Source organism: Asticcacaulis sp. AC466, from assembly GCF_000495815.1.
Taxonomy (GTDB): Bacteria; Pseudomonadota; Alphaproteobacteria; order Caulobacterales; family Caulobacteraceae; genus Asticcacaulis.
This window is the reverse complement of sequence record NZ_AWGE01000001.1, coordinates 335,455-349,809: the sequence shown is the minus strand read 5'-3', so window position 1 is coordinate 349,809 and position 14,355 is coordinate 335,455. Positions and strand designations below refer to the sequence as shown.

Below are 14,355 nucleotides of genomic sequence, written 5' to 3'. Positions count from 1 at the left end.
TGTGCTAGGGTCCGCAGGGTTGGAGGCGTGTCTATGGTGAGCACGGGAGTTTTGCTGACGGTCTGGCTGACCGGTGCCGTAATGGCGCCGCCCGTCGACGACTGTCGCGCTACCGGTTACGCGCCCAGCGACGCCATAGTCACCAGCGACATCGAAATGCGCAACAGGGTACGCTTGGGTATGACCCGCCTCGAGGTCGACACCATCCTGCGCGAGGACATTGGCGCTGCCCATGTCGCCTCAAACGATCCCAATGACCTGACGACCGAGCTTTACGTTGTCAACGACCGCACATCGCGCGGCCTGTTCATCATGATCTATTCGACCGGCGTGTTCCGTTTCACCTACGGCGCGCACGACCGGCTGGTGGCCATGTGCAGCCAGTTCTTCAATACCGGGCCATAGCCGCGTCAACTTGTTCTTGATTTGTTCCAAGTCGCGACTATAGTGACGGCATGTCCACCCTTTACGACACGATGGGTCCGCAAGCCCTGCCTCCCTTGCCGCGCAAGGGACGTGGATCCGTATCCAACCGGCCGTCATCGCGGTTTGATGCGGCTGACCGGTACGAGATTGATGATGGTTGGAGCGATCATGATCGCGAAGAATGGGCGCGGGCGCGCCAACCGACAATCCTTGGCATCGATACCGCCCGCCACGTCATTACCCGCAACACATCGCCTGATATCGGCTTCGACCGCTCTATAAACCCGTACAAGGGGTGCGAGCACGGCTGCATCTACTGCTTCGCACGGCCCACCCATGCCTATCTCGACCTGTCGCCTGGCATGGATTTCGAAACGCGTATCTTCCGCAAACCCGATGCCGCCGCTCGTCTGCGCGAAGAATTGTCCGCGCGCAATTACACACCGGCGCCGCTGATGCTCGGCATCAATACCGATGCCTATCAGCCGACAGAAAAGTCAGAGCGGCTGACGCGCAGCCTGCTCGAGGTCATGTACGAATTCCGCCATCCGGTGAACATCGTCACCAAATCGGCGCTCATCCTGCGCGATCTCGATATACTGGCGCCCATGGCGCGGGAGAACCTGTTCAAAGCATGCCTGTCCATCACCACGCTTGACCGTGACCTTGCCCGCCTCATGGAACCCCGCGCGGCCACGCCGTCGAAACGGCTCGACACGGTACGGCACCTGCACGAGGCCGGCATTCCGGTCAGCGTGCTGGCGGCACCCGTCATTCCCGGCCTGACCTGTCATGAACTGGAAGCCATATTGAAGGCGTCCGCCGACGCCGGCGCCTATCGCGCCGGCTTTAACCTGGTACGCCTGCCGCATGAGGTGAAGGACCTGTTCGAAGAATGGCTACGCACCCACGTCCCGGACCGCGCCGACAAGGTGCTGAACCTGATCCGCCAAACGCGCGGAGGCAAGCTGTACAACGCCGAGTTCGGAACGCGAATGATGGGCACGGGCGTCTATGCCGATATGATCCGCAAGCGGTTTACCCTTGCGGTCAAACGGTACGGTCTGGATAAACCCAGCCGCCCGATGGATTTCTCACGCTTTCGCGGTGGCGACCCTCAGATGTCGCTTTTCTGATATTGTTTTCTTATTAGCGACATGGACGGTTGCCTATCCAGAATTTTACCTTAGGCATAAACCCGAACAACCCAGGAGATTCAGACGTGTCGAGCGCCCTTCCCTCTCCGGCGCCAGATATGGCCCAGCGTCTTCTGCCCTGGCTGGTCGCCGTCGCCTTTTTCATGGAAGCGCTGGACACCACTATCCTCAATACCGGTGTGCCCGTCATTGCTAAATCGCTGGATGTCACACCGCTCAGTATGAAGGCCGTGTTATCGAGCTACACGCTCAGTCTCGCTGTCTTCATACCAATCAGTGGCTGGATGGCAGATCGTTTTGGCACCCGCCGCGTGTTTGCCGCCGCCATCGGCCTGTTTACTCTTGGGTCGCTGCTGTGCGGCCTGTCGACCAACATCCACGTCCTGGTGGCCTGCCGCGTATTGCAGGGCATGGGCGGGGCGATGATGACGCCAGTTGGGCGGCTGGTTATGGTGCAAACCTTTTCCCGCGCCGATCTGGTACGTGCCATGAGCTTCGTCGCTGTGCCTGCACTGGTGGCGCCGATGCTGGGGCCGTTGATCGGCGGCCTGATCGTCGACTACCTGCACTGGCGCGTCATCTTCTTCGTCAATATTCCGGTCGGCATCATCGGCGCGGCGCTGGTCTGGCTAAACCTGCCCGACTATCACAGCGCCACGTCCCGACCGCTCGACGTTTTGGGCCTGATTCTGTTCAGTTCCGGTGTCGCCCTGCTCTCCTACGTGCTGGAAGTCTTCGGCGAACATCGGCTGGGCCTGGGCGGCATATTCGGCCTGCTCGCCATCTCGTTCTTACTTCTGTTCGGCTATGGCATGCACGCGGCCAAAACGGCCTTTCCGCTGCTCAATATGACCTTATTCCGCATACGGACGTTTGCCACCAGCGTCAGCGGCAGCTTCATTACCCGCCTAGGCATCGGCGGCGCCCCGTTTCTTCTGCCGATGCTGTACCAGGTCGGCCTGGGCCTGACGCCGGTGCAATCGGGCCTGCTGATCATGCCGCAGGCCATCGCCTCTATGAGCACCAAATTCCTCCTGCCGCGCGTCCTGGAACGCTTCGGCTATCGCAATGTTCTGATTTTCAACACCCTGGCGCTCGGACTTATGCTGATGATGTTCGGAACCATCGGGCGCGGCACACCAATCTGGGTGATTGTGGCGCAGGCGATGGTGTACGGCGTGCTGACATCTTTGCAATTCACCAGCATGAACACCCTGGTCTATGCGGACGTCCCACGCGATCAGTCGAGCGGCGCCAGCACAATCGCCAGCACGCTACAGCAATTGTCCGTATCGTTCGGGGTGGCCGCGGCGGGGCTGACGACGGTATTTTTCCTGCCGAGCGAAGCCACCTCAAACCCAGGCCTGATGCTCGATGGTCTGCACAAGGCATTTTTCGTCCTGGGCGGCTTTACCCTGGTTTCAACCCTGGTCTTCAGCCGCCTGAAGCGCGAGGACGGCGGGGATGAAGCCGGCGCAAAAGACCTGCACCTGGACGAAGCCAAGGGATAGCCCTGCCATCGGCGATATCCCGCCTACCAGGGCTTGAAATGCTTGCTGAGCTTCAGGCCCTGCTTCTGGTAATTGGAGCCTAGCTGCCCGTACAGCTTGTCCGGCTTGGCCGTCAGGGGCTGATAGACCAGACGGGCGACGGTCTGGCCATCTTCGAGCAGGAAGGGCGTCTCGTGACAGCGCACTTCTAGCACCCCTTTCGATCCCTGGCCGTTTGCTTCTTCCGTGCCGAAGCCGGGATCGAAGAAACCGGCATAGTGGACGCGGAATTCGCCGACGCCGGGATCGATCGGCAACATCTCGGCCGCCTCCATGACCGGAATTTCGACATTCGTCTTCGAGGCCAAGATATAGAACTCGCCCGGATCGAGCAGCAGTTCGCCGCCGGCCTGATATAGCGGTTCCCAGAATTTCTTCGGATCGTGGCCCGCAATGTGATCGAGGTCGATAATGCCGGCATGGCGCCGCGCGCGGAATCCGACGAGATCACCGGTCAGGTCTACGCCGCAGTCACTGGTGCGCAAGACCTGCGACTGACCGCGTTTCAAACGCAGCTGGTTAAGGCGCGTCCCCGACCGGGCCAAGACGGAAAAGGTCTGCGGCGCGATTTCGAGATAGAGGGGCCCACTATAGCCATCAGCGACATCATCGAATTGCGAGCCGAAATCCGACAACAGGCGCACAAAGACATCGACACGTCCGGTCGAGGATTTCGGATTGGCGCGCGCGCTGATACCCTGGGGCAGGCTCAGACTTTCCTTGAGTTCCGCGATGTAGACGCAGCCGGATTCGAAGACCGCGCCGCGCGTCAAGTCCATCTCATGCATCTGCACGTCACGCAGCCGATCTTCCACCCTGCGCCCGCGCGGCAGGAAGGACGCCCGCACCCGCCATGCGCGATCGCCCAGGCGCAGGTCGATGCTGGCCGGCTGAATCTGATCGGCGTCAAAGGCATCCGCGCTCATGACGGCACCGGAGTCGGCCAATGCCGACAGGCTTTGCATAGGCAAAATGCCCTGGGGTTCGGCGTCGTCCAGGGGAACAGGCTTGAGCATCGCGGCGTAAATCTCTTTTCTTACAGGGAATGACCATTTAAGAGAGCTTCTACGACTCAGCAAGTCATTATCACCGGCCATGTTCTATCAACACACCAGTCACGACATAACCATCCGCGTCGAAGTCGATTACGTGCCGCCCGAAGACCACGGTGCGGAAACGGGTACACCGCGCTATGTCTGGGCCTATCACATTACCCTGATGAACGGCGGCGACGAGACTGTGCAGCTCAAGACGCGCCACTGGACGATCATGGATGCGCGCGGGCACGTCGAATACGTAAATGGTCCGGGCGTGGTGGGTGAAGCACCCATACTGAAGCCGCATCAGACGTACAGCTATTCGTCCGGTTGCCCGCTGCCCACCCCATCCGGATCGATGAGCGGCTATTACATGTTCGAAGACGAACAAGGGCGCCCGTTGAAGGTGATCATCCCGACCTTCTCACTCGATCTGCCAAACACCCGGCGCACGCTGAACTAATCACCGCCACACACCCCGCAAAAAACCCCGCAGCCGAAACTGCGGGGTTTTTGTTAAGCTGGAACAGGTCGTTTTACAGGTAACGGCGCAGAGACCGTGACAAGTCAGTGCCGCCGTCGCGCTTCTTGGCCTTTTGCGAAGGCTGATAGGCGACGCGGGCGTGTTCGACGCAGTAGGGCGTGCCGTCATCGGACCGGCGGCCGCAGAAGGAGAAGCTGTCGGACGACGGATCACCGATCGGCCATTTGCACATTTTGGCGCCCAAGGTCAGAACGGTCGCGGTGCCGGGCTCTTCGACATAGGGAACGATCGGCTGGCTGATAACGGGGCGCGTGGCAACCGGTTCGGTACGTCGCAAATTCGACGGCACAGCGGGGCGTTCCGACCCATTGACCGCGGGACTGGCTGCCGCCGGACGTGGCGGACGGGCCGGTTTGTACAGAGGGCGGGTCGGCTGCGACGGCGCCGCGCGGCCGGACAGGCCGAGGCGATGCACCTTGCCGATAACAGCATTGCGGGTGACGCCACCCAACTGTTTGGCGATCTGGCTGGCGGAATGGCCTTCCTGCCAAAGCTTCTTCAGGGTTTCAACGCGTTCGTCGGTCCAGCTCATACTCTCACTCTCCCATGCTATTCCATCTTACTTGCGGTTCGAAAGCATTCGAAACACAAGATATAGATTTGCCCAAAGGGACCTGATCCCCAGCCATCAACAGATGGTAAACGAAATGTTAAAAACCGCAATATATGGTGTGGAGCGAATTTAAGACTGTCCACACATATCTAGATGTTGTATTTTTATAATCCACATATGTGGATAACCGCGACCGGAATCGCCGCGAATTCATTTCATTTTCGAGGAACAATCGCCGTCACCGCCTTTTGCAGTAACTGTTACGCCAGCGCGCCTTGTGAACGCCACAGCAGATGCCGGCCACCTGACGGCGGAGCGGAATCAAAACGGCGGCCCTTTGCAGGGGCCGCCGCCGATATCAATTAGATGGGGAATCTTTCTGCAATTACAAGCTGTTCATGTCGATCGTGAAACGATACTTGACATCCGACTTCAGCATCCGCTCATAGGCGGCATTGATGTCCTTTATATCAATGACCTCAACATCCGAGGTGATGCCGTGCTCGGCGCAGAAATCGAGCATTTCCTGCGTTTCGGCAATCCCCCCAATACCCGAACCCGCCAAACGGCGGCGCGCCATCAGCAACGGGAAGGCGTGGACCGACATCGGCTTTTCCGGTGCCCCGACCAGGCACAGCGTGCCATCGCGTTTCAGCAGCCCGAGATAGGCGTTCATGTCATGCTCGGCCGAAACGCAATCGAGAATGAAGTCGAACGATGCGGCGTGCGCCGCCATTTCATCGGCGTTTTTCGAAATCACCACTTCATCAGCGCCAAGACGTTTCACGTCCTCGACCTTCGAGGCGGAGGTGGTGAACAACACCACGTGCGCGCCAAGGGCATGGGCGAATTTGACACCCATGTGGCCCAGGCCACCTAGACCGACGATGCCGACCTTCTGGCCCGGCCCGACCTTCCAATGGCGCAACGGCGACCAGGTGGTGATACCGGCGCACAACAAAGGCGCGGTCGCCGCCAAATCCAGCTTATCGGAAATGCGCAGGACAAAGCCTTCGTACACCACTATACTTTTTGAATAGCCGCCGTGGGTCGTGCCACCAAGATATTTATCTGGAGCGCCGTATGTCTGGATGTTGCCGACTTCACAATATTGCTCCAGGCCTTCCTGGCAATTAGAGCAGGTCCGGCAGGAATCGACCATGCAGCCGACGCCGACGAGATCGCCCTCTTTGAACTTGGTCACGGCTGAACCCACCTTTGACACGCGCCCCACAATTTCATGGCCCGGCACGACGGGATAGCTGCTGAACCCCCATTCGTTGCGCGCCATATGCAAGTCCGAATGGCAAACGCCACAATAGAGAATGTCGATCTGCACGTCTTCGGGCGTCACATCCCGGCGGTCAATGGTGAGGGGCGCCAACGGCTTGTCGTGGGCGGGCGCTGCGTAGGCTTCGCATCGAAACATGGGGATATCCTGAAAAGGGGAAGGTCCCCATACAGGTGGACCCTGGCGGCCGGTTTACAAGGCTGCGTCGGCGATTTGCGCACAGGTTTCACGTTCAGGCGTATCGCCTTCAGGCAGACGCCTGTTTCGGTGCATCTGACTCGGGCACATGTCCCGTCTGCGCGTGGCACATGCCCTGCATACTGATCAGCATCAATCGCAGCCGGTTTTCCGGCAGACGTTTTAAGGTATCGAACAAAGTGGGGTGCAGGGCGTTGAGGGCGCGGGCATCGGCCATCCACCGCGGTACATATTCTCCGCCACGCATTTCCCTTGATCGTTTGCCGCCAGCGGGCAGAAGGCTTTCAGGTGTACAATCAAGCCCCCGGCAGATATCGAGCAGTTCAGCGACGTTCAGCGGCTCTGTGCCCGCTTCATAAGATTGGAGCCGCGTCAGACCGATGTTTGCCATATCGGACAGTTCCATCTGGGACAGCCGCAAGGCCTCCCGACGGGCGCGAATATTACGACCTACAGCAAAATTGACGCCAGACGGCGCCGCCCCTGCGGACATCGGTGTCCCTCCAAATCTCTCGAAGATGGCAAACAAACCAGCAACCCAAACCGTATGTCCGCCCGCCTCTCAATCAAAGCGAGAAACGTTAACAAACGAATAAATGTAGGTGCAACCGATACAAAAAACGGTGGACGACGCACCTGCCCGTGGCCACAGCCCCCGGCCTTTGGAGCGCATTCCATGCACCAGAAACGCATCGGCGCTGTTGACGACGCGGCACAGGTCATGGCATTAGCCACCTCTGCCTCGGACTCTGGACAGGCGGGTGTAGCTCAATGGTAGAGCAGCAGCTTCCCAAGCTGAATACGAGGGTTCGATTCCCTTCACCCGCTCCAGATCAAACTAGCGGGCCTGTTCAAAAGGCAACAGCATGAGTCATCCCTCTTTCACATCCGGCAACAGGGCTCTCATCACCGGTGGGGCTTCCGGCATCGGCCTCGCGGCCGCCAAACGGTTTGCGGCCATGGGCCTGACTGTCCACCTCGTCGATCTGGGTCAGGACCGCCTGAAAGCGGCCAGCGAGGCCATAGCCGCCGATGTCCGAACGCCACATGGCGTGGCGGCCATCGAAGCTGATATCAGCGACCGCGACACCCTTTTCGATCTGGCGCGCGATTTCCAGGACATCGACATCCTGATGAACAATGCCGCCGTCGGTCCAGACAGTTCGGTGCTGACCGACGATAACTGGCAACGCACGCTGGACACCAATCTGGGCGGCGTCATCCATGGCACCCAGGCTTTTGCCCCCGCCATGGTCGTCCGCGGAAAGCCCGGCCTGATCATCAATACCGGCTCCAAGCAGGGCATTACCACTCCCCCGGGCAATCCGGCCTACAACGTTTCGAAAGCCGGTGTGAAGGCGTTTACCGAAGCGCTACAGCACGAATTGCGCAACGGCCCGAACCCCGCTGTAACGGCGCACCTGCTCATCCCAGGCTTCGTCTGGACGGGGCTGACGAAAGGCGAGCGTACCGACAAGCCAGCCGGTGCGTGGACGCCCGAGGAGACGGTCGATTTCATGCTGGACGGCATCGGGCGCGGCGACTTCTATATCCTGTGTCCCGACAATGATGTGACACGCACACTTGATGAAAAACGCATAGCGTGGGCGGCCGGCGATATCATTCACAATCGTCCCCCCCTGTCGCGATGGCATCCCGACTATGCCGACGCTTTCAAGGCCTTTCTCGACACCTGATATGGTCCGTCTAGACATCGCGTCCGTTATCGAGGTGAAAGGCCCAGTATGAGTGATGCCATCGTCCATCCTCTGGCGCCGTTTCTGCAGCCGGTGCGGCAGCTGATCCGGGCTACATTGCGCCGCCTGCCTGGACCGCTGGCGGAATTTATCCTGTTCGGGCTGAAAATGGCCTGGTCATGCCTGTTCGGCGCGGCGATGCTGGGGCTCATGATTGTCACCCACTGGGTCTGGCCCGCCAATGCGCCGATCTATCGCTACGATTTTCTGCTGTTCGCCGCGCTCATCATCCAGGGATTATTGCTATGGACACGGCTTGAGACCGTCGACGAAGTCAAGGTCATCTTCCTTTATCACGTGACCGGCACGGTGATGGAAATCTTCAAAACCCACATGGGCTCATGGGCCTACCCCGAAGGCTCCGTCTTTCACATCATGGGCGTGCCCCTGTTCACCGGCTTCATGTACGGCAGTGTGGGCTCTTTCATCGCGCGATCGATCCGCGTGTTCGACATGCGGTTCTCGCATTACCCCAAGGCCTGGCATACCTATGTCCTGGCCATCGTCATCTATGTCAACTTTTTCAGCCATCATTTCATCTGGGATTTCCGTTATGTGATCTTCGGCGTGATAGGGGTTATGTTCTGGCGGTCATGGATCTATTTTCGCGTTGATCGAGCGGTCCGGCGCATGCCGTTTCTGCTGGCAGGCACCCTTACGGCGTTCTTCCTGTGGCTGGCAGAGAATATCGGCACCCTCACCCACACGTGGGCCTATCCCGGCGCGGCCTGGCATATGGTATCGATCCAAAAGATGGGTGCGTGGGGCCTTTTGCTTATTATAAGCTTCGTCACCGTTACGCTTATTTTCAAGCCCAAAGCGCCGGAATACACGCCAAGAAACGTAAGCACAAACGATCTAACGGCGTTCGACCAGTTGCGCTAACGCATCGAGGTAACGGGCAAAGGCCGCACGGCCGACAGAGGTGATATGCGCCCGCGTCAACGGCTTTCGGCCCTGAAAACTTTTGACGATTTCAACATAGCCTGCCTCTTCGAGCTTGCGAAGGTGAACCGACAGATTGCCTTGGGTGGCTTCCAGCACGTTTTTAAGCTCGTTAAAATCGGCAGCCTCGGCGTCCATCAAATAGGCCATGATCCCCAGGCGCAGGCGCCCGTGGATGGCATCATCCAGCCGATTGACGTCGAAGCCTGCCATGTCTCTACTTTTTGGCCAGCTTCATCATGGTGAGTCCCGCCCCTGACATCAGAACAATCAAGGCTATGCCGATCGCCAGAACATAGTGCGGACTTTTCGCCAGAACACCCAGGACGAGCGTGGTAATAAACCAGCCGGCGGACACCCCGGCCAGCCAAATCTTTTTGCGAATCATGTAAGCCGTATACCAGACCGCACCCTGTATGGCGCAGATCACCACAGGATAAAGTGCCCAAATCAGAAAGCTCTTTTCATTCACGGCCCAATAGCCGAAGACCACAACGATAAAGCAGTTGGCAAGGCCGGCGCTGCCGAAGGCTGCATTCATGGCGCGGGTCGCGACCCCTTTGGGACCCTGCTTTCGATCCCGCCACATAACCCAGCCGATGAGCACCAGCAGGGCCACCGTTGGCAAAATGGCGGCAGACAACTGCCCCAGCGCGTTCAGCCGGATCAGTTCGACCAGGTTTGCCCACTGGACCAGACATTGCAGCCCGTAGAAAAGGCCCGCCCAAAAAAAAACGATACCGCCGGACATTTCGGCCCGGCCGCCTTCGCTGACGAGACTGCGCATAAAGGCGAGATCAGCCTCAAACGTATCTTTCTTCTCGCTCACGCCGTCACCTCCTGCGCTCGTGTCTTCGATTTGCTGCGGCGGCCGTTGAGAATCGCCCCGATGAAACTGTACCGTACCATAGTTTGATAGGTCGCCAGTCCGATCATCACCGTCACGAGCAGGACGCCCGCGAATTTCAGCTCAGCCGGCGCCGACAGATCTCTGACGGCGAGTTGCAACCCCATCAGCACGGGAACATGAATGATGTAGACCCAGTAGGACGCGTCGGACAGATAGCGCAATACCGGATTTTCCCGCTTCAGGACAGCATGCGCCGCACCAATCAGACCCAACGTCCATGACCATCCCGTAAGCAGATAAAGCGCAAGATAGACAGGGTGGACACTGCCCTTGACCGGCGCCACGACCGGCACCGACCCGACCAGGGTCAGACAGATGACCGTGCCGAGACCGGCGGCGGGCAGATAGGCCCACCACCGCGCAGCCAGGTGACCAAGTAAATCGGCATTGCGATGCAGGAACCAGCCAAAACCGAATGCCGTCAGGTGTCCTGCCAAAGCCGGACTATTGATAATCAGACCCGTGTCGGGGGTCGGTATGCCGAACCAGGCCAACCAGGACGGCGAGACATAAAGCGTGACGAAAGCGGGTATGATCAGCACGGCGCCGATTAGGTCGCTTTTGACCAGCGGACGCACAACGGCATCGAACATCCGGCCAAGGGGCCCGCCTGCGCGCGTGATGTCCCCCAACAGCTTTGCGATAACCACAATCGCGTAGAACCACAACAGGGCATAAAGAAACCACAGATGTGTCAACGGCACCGTATTGACCGTCAAGCCTGGCGGCGGGGGCGGCGGCGCCCCCACCGACCCGGCGGCCGGTGCATAGGCCATCACCATCACGGTCACGATCGCCGCGAAGACCAATGGCCAGAACAGGATGAAGGGTGCGCCGACACGGATCAGGCGATTCTTGATGAAGCCGCCCAGGCCACGCCTGTCCATGAGCATGTGACCAAAAAATCCGGCCATGACAAAGAAGGTCGTCATGCGGAACATATGGATGACGTAGAACAGAATACCGAGACCGGGTTCGGAACTGGCATCCTTGATAACCCAGACCTGCGGTTCGAGAAAAGACATGCTGGCGTGCAGGGCGACGCCGAGTAGCAGCGCGAGTCCGCGAACCGCGTCGAGATCGTGAAAACGACGGGAAATATAGTCAGTAGCCATGACAGCCTCCTGAGGTGAAGGGGCGGCGCCCCGATGCCGGAACAATTACATCAACAAGTTTGTTTTGTAAACCAGTTTGCAAAAAGGCAGTATTGCGCGGGCCCGGCAAGCTCGCGATACTTACGCCGAAGCAAGGGGGATCAAGATGCGCGGCGATACGAGAACGGGGCTCTGGGCATTCCTGCTCCTCCTCACAGGCACCGATTTCATCCTGTCCCTTCTCATCCTGATCGTCTCAGTCACTGCCGGCTGGCCCGCATCCCACGGCAGTCAGCCAGGCCTCAACGAATTATCTGGCATGGCAAATGCCGTATGGAGTGCCCAAACGCTGGTCCGCCTGGTCTTGCTCGGGCTAATGGCGGCCTGGACGGGCCGCCTATCGGCCAATGCCCGTCGGGTGGGAAAATTTCCTGTGTCTGCGCCATGGGACTGGATCGGCTGGTTTTTGCCGGTCTTTGGGTACTGGCTGCCGGTGCGCCCCATCCTCGCCATCAATCCACCGAAGAACCGCCCGTTGATCTTGGCCTGGTGGTGTACGCGTCTGCTGACCTGCCCGAGCGGGGCCTTAGTCCTCAGGCTGTTGCTGCCCATCATGAGTTTGACACAAAAGGGCGGCAATACGGACGGCGTCTTGATGGACTGGATAGGATGGGTGTCCCTGGCCGGCTTGGTATCCAGCGCGCTGGCCATTCCCATGCTGATTGCGACACAGCAAAATCGGCCGAAACGGGGCAAGGGGACCGTGGCAAGGGTATTTTGATGGCTCTGCGCTTTCGACTTTTATGGATTGCCCTATTGGGTCTTCTGGCGACGGCTTTCGCGACATGGCTGTGCGCCGCTGGGTATCTGTACGTCCATCAGCGCCAGATCTTGTATGCCAACAAGGCCACTATAGATGCGCCCGACATTCGCGGCCTTCCCATAGAAGACGTCCGCATACGGACGCCGGACGGCGAGACCCTGCAAGCCTGGTATGAAGCGCCCAAACCCGGTCAGCCGGTCATACTGTTCCTGCACGGGCAAGGAGCAAGCCTGACCAACGGCAAATGGCGCTACCTCAGAATGCACAAACAGGGCGTCGGCTATCTGGCGCTCGCCTATCGCGGCTTCTCGCAGTCGACCGGCACGCCAAGCGAAAAGGGGCTCGAAATCGACAGCCTAGCGGCCTATGACTGGCTGAAAGCAAAGGGCTTCAAGGATGGCGACATCGTGATCCATGGCCATTCCCTGGGCACCGGCCCGGCCACCTACCTGGCCACGCAACGCCACGCCCGCGCTCTGATCCTGGAAGCCCCCTTCACCGCCGCCAGCGATGTCGGCGCGGAACGCTACCCCTATATCCCCGTTGCTTTTCTCATGAAGGACAAATTCCTCAACCGCGAACGGATCGGTCAGGTCCACATGCCCGTCCTGGTCGCGCATGGCGACAGGGACACCGTGGTGCCGTTCAGCGACGGCGAACGTCTGTTTGCGCTCGCCAACAGCCCTAAGGTATTTATCCGCATGCGCGGATCAGGGCACAGCACCATGACTCGCGACGGTGTTTATCCGTATTACTGGAGGTTTTTGGGATTGCCGGAGACAGACGTCGATCCGGCAATCCACTTAAGCAAATAATCTACAATCAGCGTGTAAGAGCGACCGCCCGGTTGATGTCTATAGCCCCGGCCGCCGATTTCAGCGTGGCCATGTCGACATTGTCACCTTCGACCTCAACCGAAATGCGGCCGCCTTCCGTCACCATCGCGTAGGACCCGTGTTTCGAACTCCCATCCCATTCCTCGGTCACCAGATTGCCGTTCTCATGGCCGACCTTTTCATAACCGGTGGCGCTACTCGATGATGTGTTGACATTCATCGCCGCAGCCATGGCGCCCAAGCCGGAAATACTGCCCAGATCGCTGACCTTTACCCGCACGGTGCCGCCATTAACGGCATAGGTGCCTTCCGCAGTCGAAACGGCCATGCCGCCAACGCCGCCTGAACTGGTGTTATCGTCGGTACGGGCAGCGCCCATGAAGTTGGCCGGGATCAGGCTCAGCAAGGCGCCGGCGTCCGCCAGCTTGACAACGGTTTGTCCGTTCTGGGTGGCGGAGGCCTGGGCGACCATCTGATTGGCGGCGGCTTGGGCCTTGCCGAGATCGATGCTACCGCCCGGCACGGTCACGACGCCGGAAACGTGGCTGTTGGCGGCCAGGGGATTGATACCACCCGTCGCCAAAAGTGCCGTAGCGGAAACGGCACTGACGATCGCCTTGATCACGATGGCCAGGACGATGTAAACAACGGCGGTGACGATCATGTAGACGATCGTCTTGTCCGGCGGGTTTTTCATCAACTTGGGCAGGCCGAGATAGAAAAGATAGATGCCGTAGAGTCCCCCGAGGATGGCCAGCAGGCCGAGCGAGGGAATGATGAAGAAAATCGCCGCGACCCACCCCGCGGTCAGGCTGTAGGTCGCCAACTTCAACGCCTGTATGAAGTTCTTCTGCGCATTGAAACTCGGCGCCAATCCGTCGATGACAAGCGCCACGACATAGACCAGGGCCAGACTTAGGACATAGCTGACGATGGCATTGAGCAGGGCCGAAATCGGCGAGACATGGATCGACATGAAGCCGGGTATGCCAAGGCCGAACACCACGGACCCTATGGCGCTGGCGATGGGCCCGATCGCGGCCAAGGGCATGATATAGCTGGTATAAAGCTGCCGGACAGATGGATTTTCACCTTCGATAACATCCCAGGTCGGCGACGGTTTCAGCAGGATCGCCTGGATACGTTCGATCAGGTTGTTGGGATTTTTCGGATTGGCGGAAGGATTGGGATCGGGAGCTTGCACGGTGGGGGGTAAGTCATCAGCCATTTGTGT

Annotated in this window: 16 protein-coding genes and 1 tRNA gene; 9 read left to right on the top strand and 8 right to left on the bottom strand. The window is 59.1% G+C overall.

The window, feature by feature from the left end:
• Positions 1-33 precede the first annotated feature (33 nt).
• The 3 genes from AEAC466_RS24655 (at position 34) to AEAC466_RS24645 (ending at position 3,094) form a co-directional block, all read left to right on the top strand.
• A complete protein-coding gene (locus tag AEAC466_RS24655) occupies positions 34-405 on the top strand; it encodes a hypothetical protein (protein ID WP_023456371.1) in 372 nt (123 codons plus the stop codon).
• A gap of 50 nt (positions 406-455) precedes the next feature.
• Positions 456-1,562, top strand: coding sequence for a PA0069 family radical SAM protein (locus AEAC466_RS24650; RefSeq protein ID WP_235074101.1), 1,107 nt, complete (start codon positions 456-458; stop codon positions 1,560-1,562).
• Between the two features lie 86 nt (positions 1,563-1,648).
• Positions 1,649-3,094, top strand: coding sequence for a DHA2 family efflux MFS transporter permease subunit (locus AEAC466_RS24645; RefSeq protein ID WP_031238043.1), 1,446 nt, complete (start codon positions 1,649-1,651; stop codon positions 3,092-3,094).
• A gap of 23 nt (positions 3,095-3,117) precedes the next feature.
• Here AEAC466_RS24645 and AEAC466_RS24640 read toward each other — a convergent pair whose 3' ends face one another.
• A complete protein-coding gene (locus AEAC466_RS24640; RefSeq protein WP_023456368.1) occupies positions 3,118-4,149 on the bottom strand; it encodes a 2'-deoxycytidine 5'-triphosphate deaminase in 1,032 nt (343 codons plus the stop codon).
• Between the two features lie 79 nt (positions 4,150-4,228).
• Between AEAC466_RS24640 and apaG the strand changes: the two genes are divergently transcribed.
• Entirely contained in the window at positions 4,229-4,633 is a 405-nt protein-coding gene (apaG, locus tag AEAC466_RS24635; protein WP_023456367.1) for a Co2+/Mg2+ efflux protein ApaG, read from the top strand.
• Positions 4,634-4,706: 73 nt separating this feature from the next.
• Here the strand turns inward: apaG and gcrA are convergent, their stop codons facing one another.
• From gcrA to AEAC466_RS24620, 3 genes are all read right to left on the bottom strand, one after another.
• Positions 4,707-5,246, bottom strand: coding sequence for a cell cycle sigma 70 cofactor GcrA (gene gcrA / locus AEAC466_RS24630; RefSeq protein ID WP_023456366.1), 540 nt, complete (start codon positions 5,244-5,246; stop codon positions 4,707-4,709).
• Between the two features lie 406 nt (positions 5,247-5,652).
• Positions 5,653-6,696, bottom strand: a complete 1,044-nt coding sequence (locus AEAC466_RS24625) for an NAD(P)-dependent alcohol dehydrogenase (RefSeq protein WP_023456365.1) — start codon at positions 6,694-6,696, stop codon at positions 5,653-5,655.
• A 109-nt stretch (positions 6,697-6,805) separates the two neighbouring features.
• Positions 6,806-7,249, bottom strand: coding sequence for a helix-turn-helix domain-containing protein (locus AEAC466_RS24620; protein WP_023456364.1), 444 nt, complete (start codon positions 7,247-7,249; stop codon positions 6,806-6,808).
• Between the two features lie 264 nt (positions 7,250-7,513).
• Here AEAC466_RS24620 and AEAC466_RS24615 point away from each other — a divergent pair.
• From AEAC466_RS24615 to AEAC466_RS24605, 3 genes are all read left to right on the top strand, one after another.
• Positions 7,514-7,587, top strand: a tRNA-Gly gene (locus AEAC466_RS24615).
• A gap of 35 nt (positions 7,588-7,622) precedes the next feature.
• Positions 7,623-8,453 (top strand): SDR family NAD(P)-dependent oxidoreductase, encoded by an 831-nt coding sequence (locus AEAC466_RS24610; protein ID WP_023456363.1) that lies wholly within the window; start codon positions 7,623-7,625, stop codon positions 8,451-8,453.
• A gap of 48 nt (positions 8,454-8,501) precedes the next feature.
• A complete protein-coding gene (locus tag AEAC466_RS24605) occupies positions 8,502-9,398 on the top strand; it encodes a DUF817 domain-containing protein (protein ID WP_023456362.1) in 897 nt (298 codons plus the stop codon).
• On the opposite strand, the gene AEAC466_RS24600 is transcribed toward AEAC466_RS24605, so the two are convergent.
• Genes AEAC466_RS24600 through AEAC466_RS24590 form a run of 3 tightly spaced genes read right to left on the bottom strand, consistent with a single transcriptional unit; the run spans position 9,372 to position 11,483 of the window.
• Positions 9,372-9,671, bottom strand: a complete 300-nt coding sequence (locus AEAC466_RS24600; RefSeq protein WP_023456361.1) for a winged helix-turn-helix domain-containing protein — start codon at positions 9,669-9,671, stop codon at positions 9,372-9,374. The genes AEAC466_RS24605 and AEAC466_RS24600 overlap by 27 nt on opposite strands.
• A 4-nt stretch (positions 9,672-9,675) precedes the next feature.
• Positions 9,676-10,287, bottom strand: coding sequence for a hypothetical protein (locus AEAC466_RS43540; protein ID WP_023456360.1), 612 nt, complete (start codon positions 10,285-10,287; stop codon positions 9,676-9,678).
• Positions 10,284-11,483, bottom strand: coding sequence for an acyltransferase family protein (locus AEAC466_RS24590; protein ID WP_023456359.1), 1,200 nt, complete (start codon positions 11,481-11,483; stop codon positions 10,284-10,286). The genes AEAC466_RS43540 and AEAC466_RS24590 overlap by 4 nt, the downstream gene beginning before the upstream one ends.
• A 145-nt stretch (positions 11,484-11,628) precedes the next feature.
• Between AEAC466_RS24590 and AEAC466_RS24585 the strand changes: the two genes are divergently transcribed.
• Both AEAC466_RS24585 and AEAC466_RS24580 read left to right on the top strand, forming a co-directional pair.
• A complete protein-coding gene (locus AEAC466_RS24585; RefSeq protein WP_023456358.1) occupies positions 11,629-12,243 on the top strand; it encodes a hypothetical protein in 615 nt (204 codons plus the stop codon).
• A complete protein-coding gene (locus tag AEAC466_RS24580; protein ID WP_023456357.1) occupies positions 12,243-13,100 on the top strand; it encodes an alpha/beta hydrolase in 858 nt (285 codons plus the stop codon). The genes AEAC466_RS24585 and AEAC466_RS24580 overlap by 1 nt, the downstream gene beginning before the upstream one ends.
• Positions 13,101-13,107: 7 nt before the next feature.
• Here the strand turns inward: AEAC466_RS24580 and AEAC466_RS24575 are convergent, their stop codons facing one another.
• On the bottom strand, positions 13,108-14,349 hold the full coding sequence (locus AEAC466_RS24575) for a Yip1 family protein (RefSeq protein WP_023456356.1): 1,242 nt from the start codon (positions 14,347-14,349) through the stop codon (positions 13,108-13,110).
• Between the last annotated feature and the right edge of the window lie 6 nt (positions 14,350-14,355).

Bases quoted from the DNA above. Each gene is read 5' to 3' on its own strand.
- AEAC466_RS24585 (WP_023456358.1), top strand. From the start codon at position 11,629: ATGCGCGGCGATACGAGAACGGGGCTCTGGGCATTCCTGCTCCTCCTC.
- AEAC466_RS24590 (WP_023456359.1), bottom strand. From the start codon at position 11,483: ATGGCTACTGACTATATTTCCCGTCGTTTTCACGATCTCGACGCGGTT.
- AEAC466_RS24655 (WP_023456371.1), top strand. From the start codon at position 34: ATGGTGAGCACGGGAGTTTTGCTGACGGTCTGGCTGACCGGTGCCGTA.
- apaG (WP_023456367.1), top strand. From the start codon at position 4,229: ATGTTCTATCAACACACCAGTCACGACATAACCATCCGCGTCGAAGTC.
- AEAC466_RS24620 (WP_023456364.1), bottom strand. From the start codon at position 7,249: ATGTCCGCAGGGGCGGCGCCGTCTGGCGTCAATTTTGCTGTAGGTCGT.
- AEAC466_RS24625 (WP_023456365.1), bottom strand. From the start codon at position 6,696: ATGTTTCGATGCGAAGCCTACGCAGCGCCCGCCCACGACAAGCCGTTG.
- gcrA (WP_023456366.1), bottom strand. From the start codon at position 5,246: ATGAGCTGGACCGACGAACGCGTTGAAACCCTGAAGAAGCTTTGGCAG.
- AEAC466_RS24575 (WP_023456356.1), bottom strand. From the start codon at position 14,349: ATGGCTGATGACTTACCCCCCACCGTGCAAGCTCCCGATCCCAATCCT.
- AEAC466_RS24605 (WP_023456362.1), top strand. From the start codon at position 8,502: ATGAGTGATGCCATCGTCCATCCTCTGGCGCCGTTTCTGCAGCCGGTG.
- AEAC466_RS24610 (WP_023456363.1), top strand. From the start codon at position 7,623: ATGAGTCATCCCTCTTTCACATCCGGCAACAGGGCTCTCATCACCGGT.
- AEAC466_RS24600 (WP_023456361.1), bottom strand. From the start codon at position 9,671: ATGGCAGGCTTCGACGTCAATCGGCTGGATGATGCCATCCACGGGCGC.
- AEAC466_RS24650 (WP_235074101.1), top strand. From the start codon at position 456: ATGTCCACCCTTTACGACACGATGGGTCCGCAAGCCCTGCCTCCCTTG.
- AEAC466_RS24580 (WP_023456357.1), top strand. From the start codon at position 12,243: ATGGCTCTGCGCTTTCGACTTTTATGGATTGCCCTATTGGGTCTTCTG.
- AEAC466_RS24640 (WP_023456368.1), bottom strand. From the start codon at position 4,149: ATGCTCAAGCCTGTTCCCCTGGACGACGCCGAACCCCAGGGCATTTTG.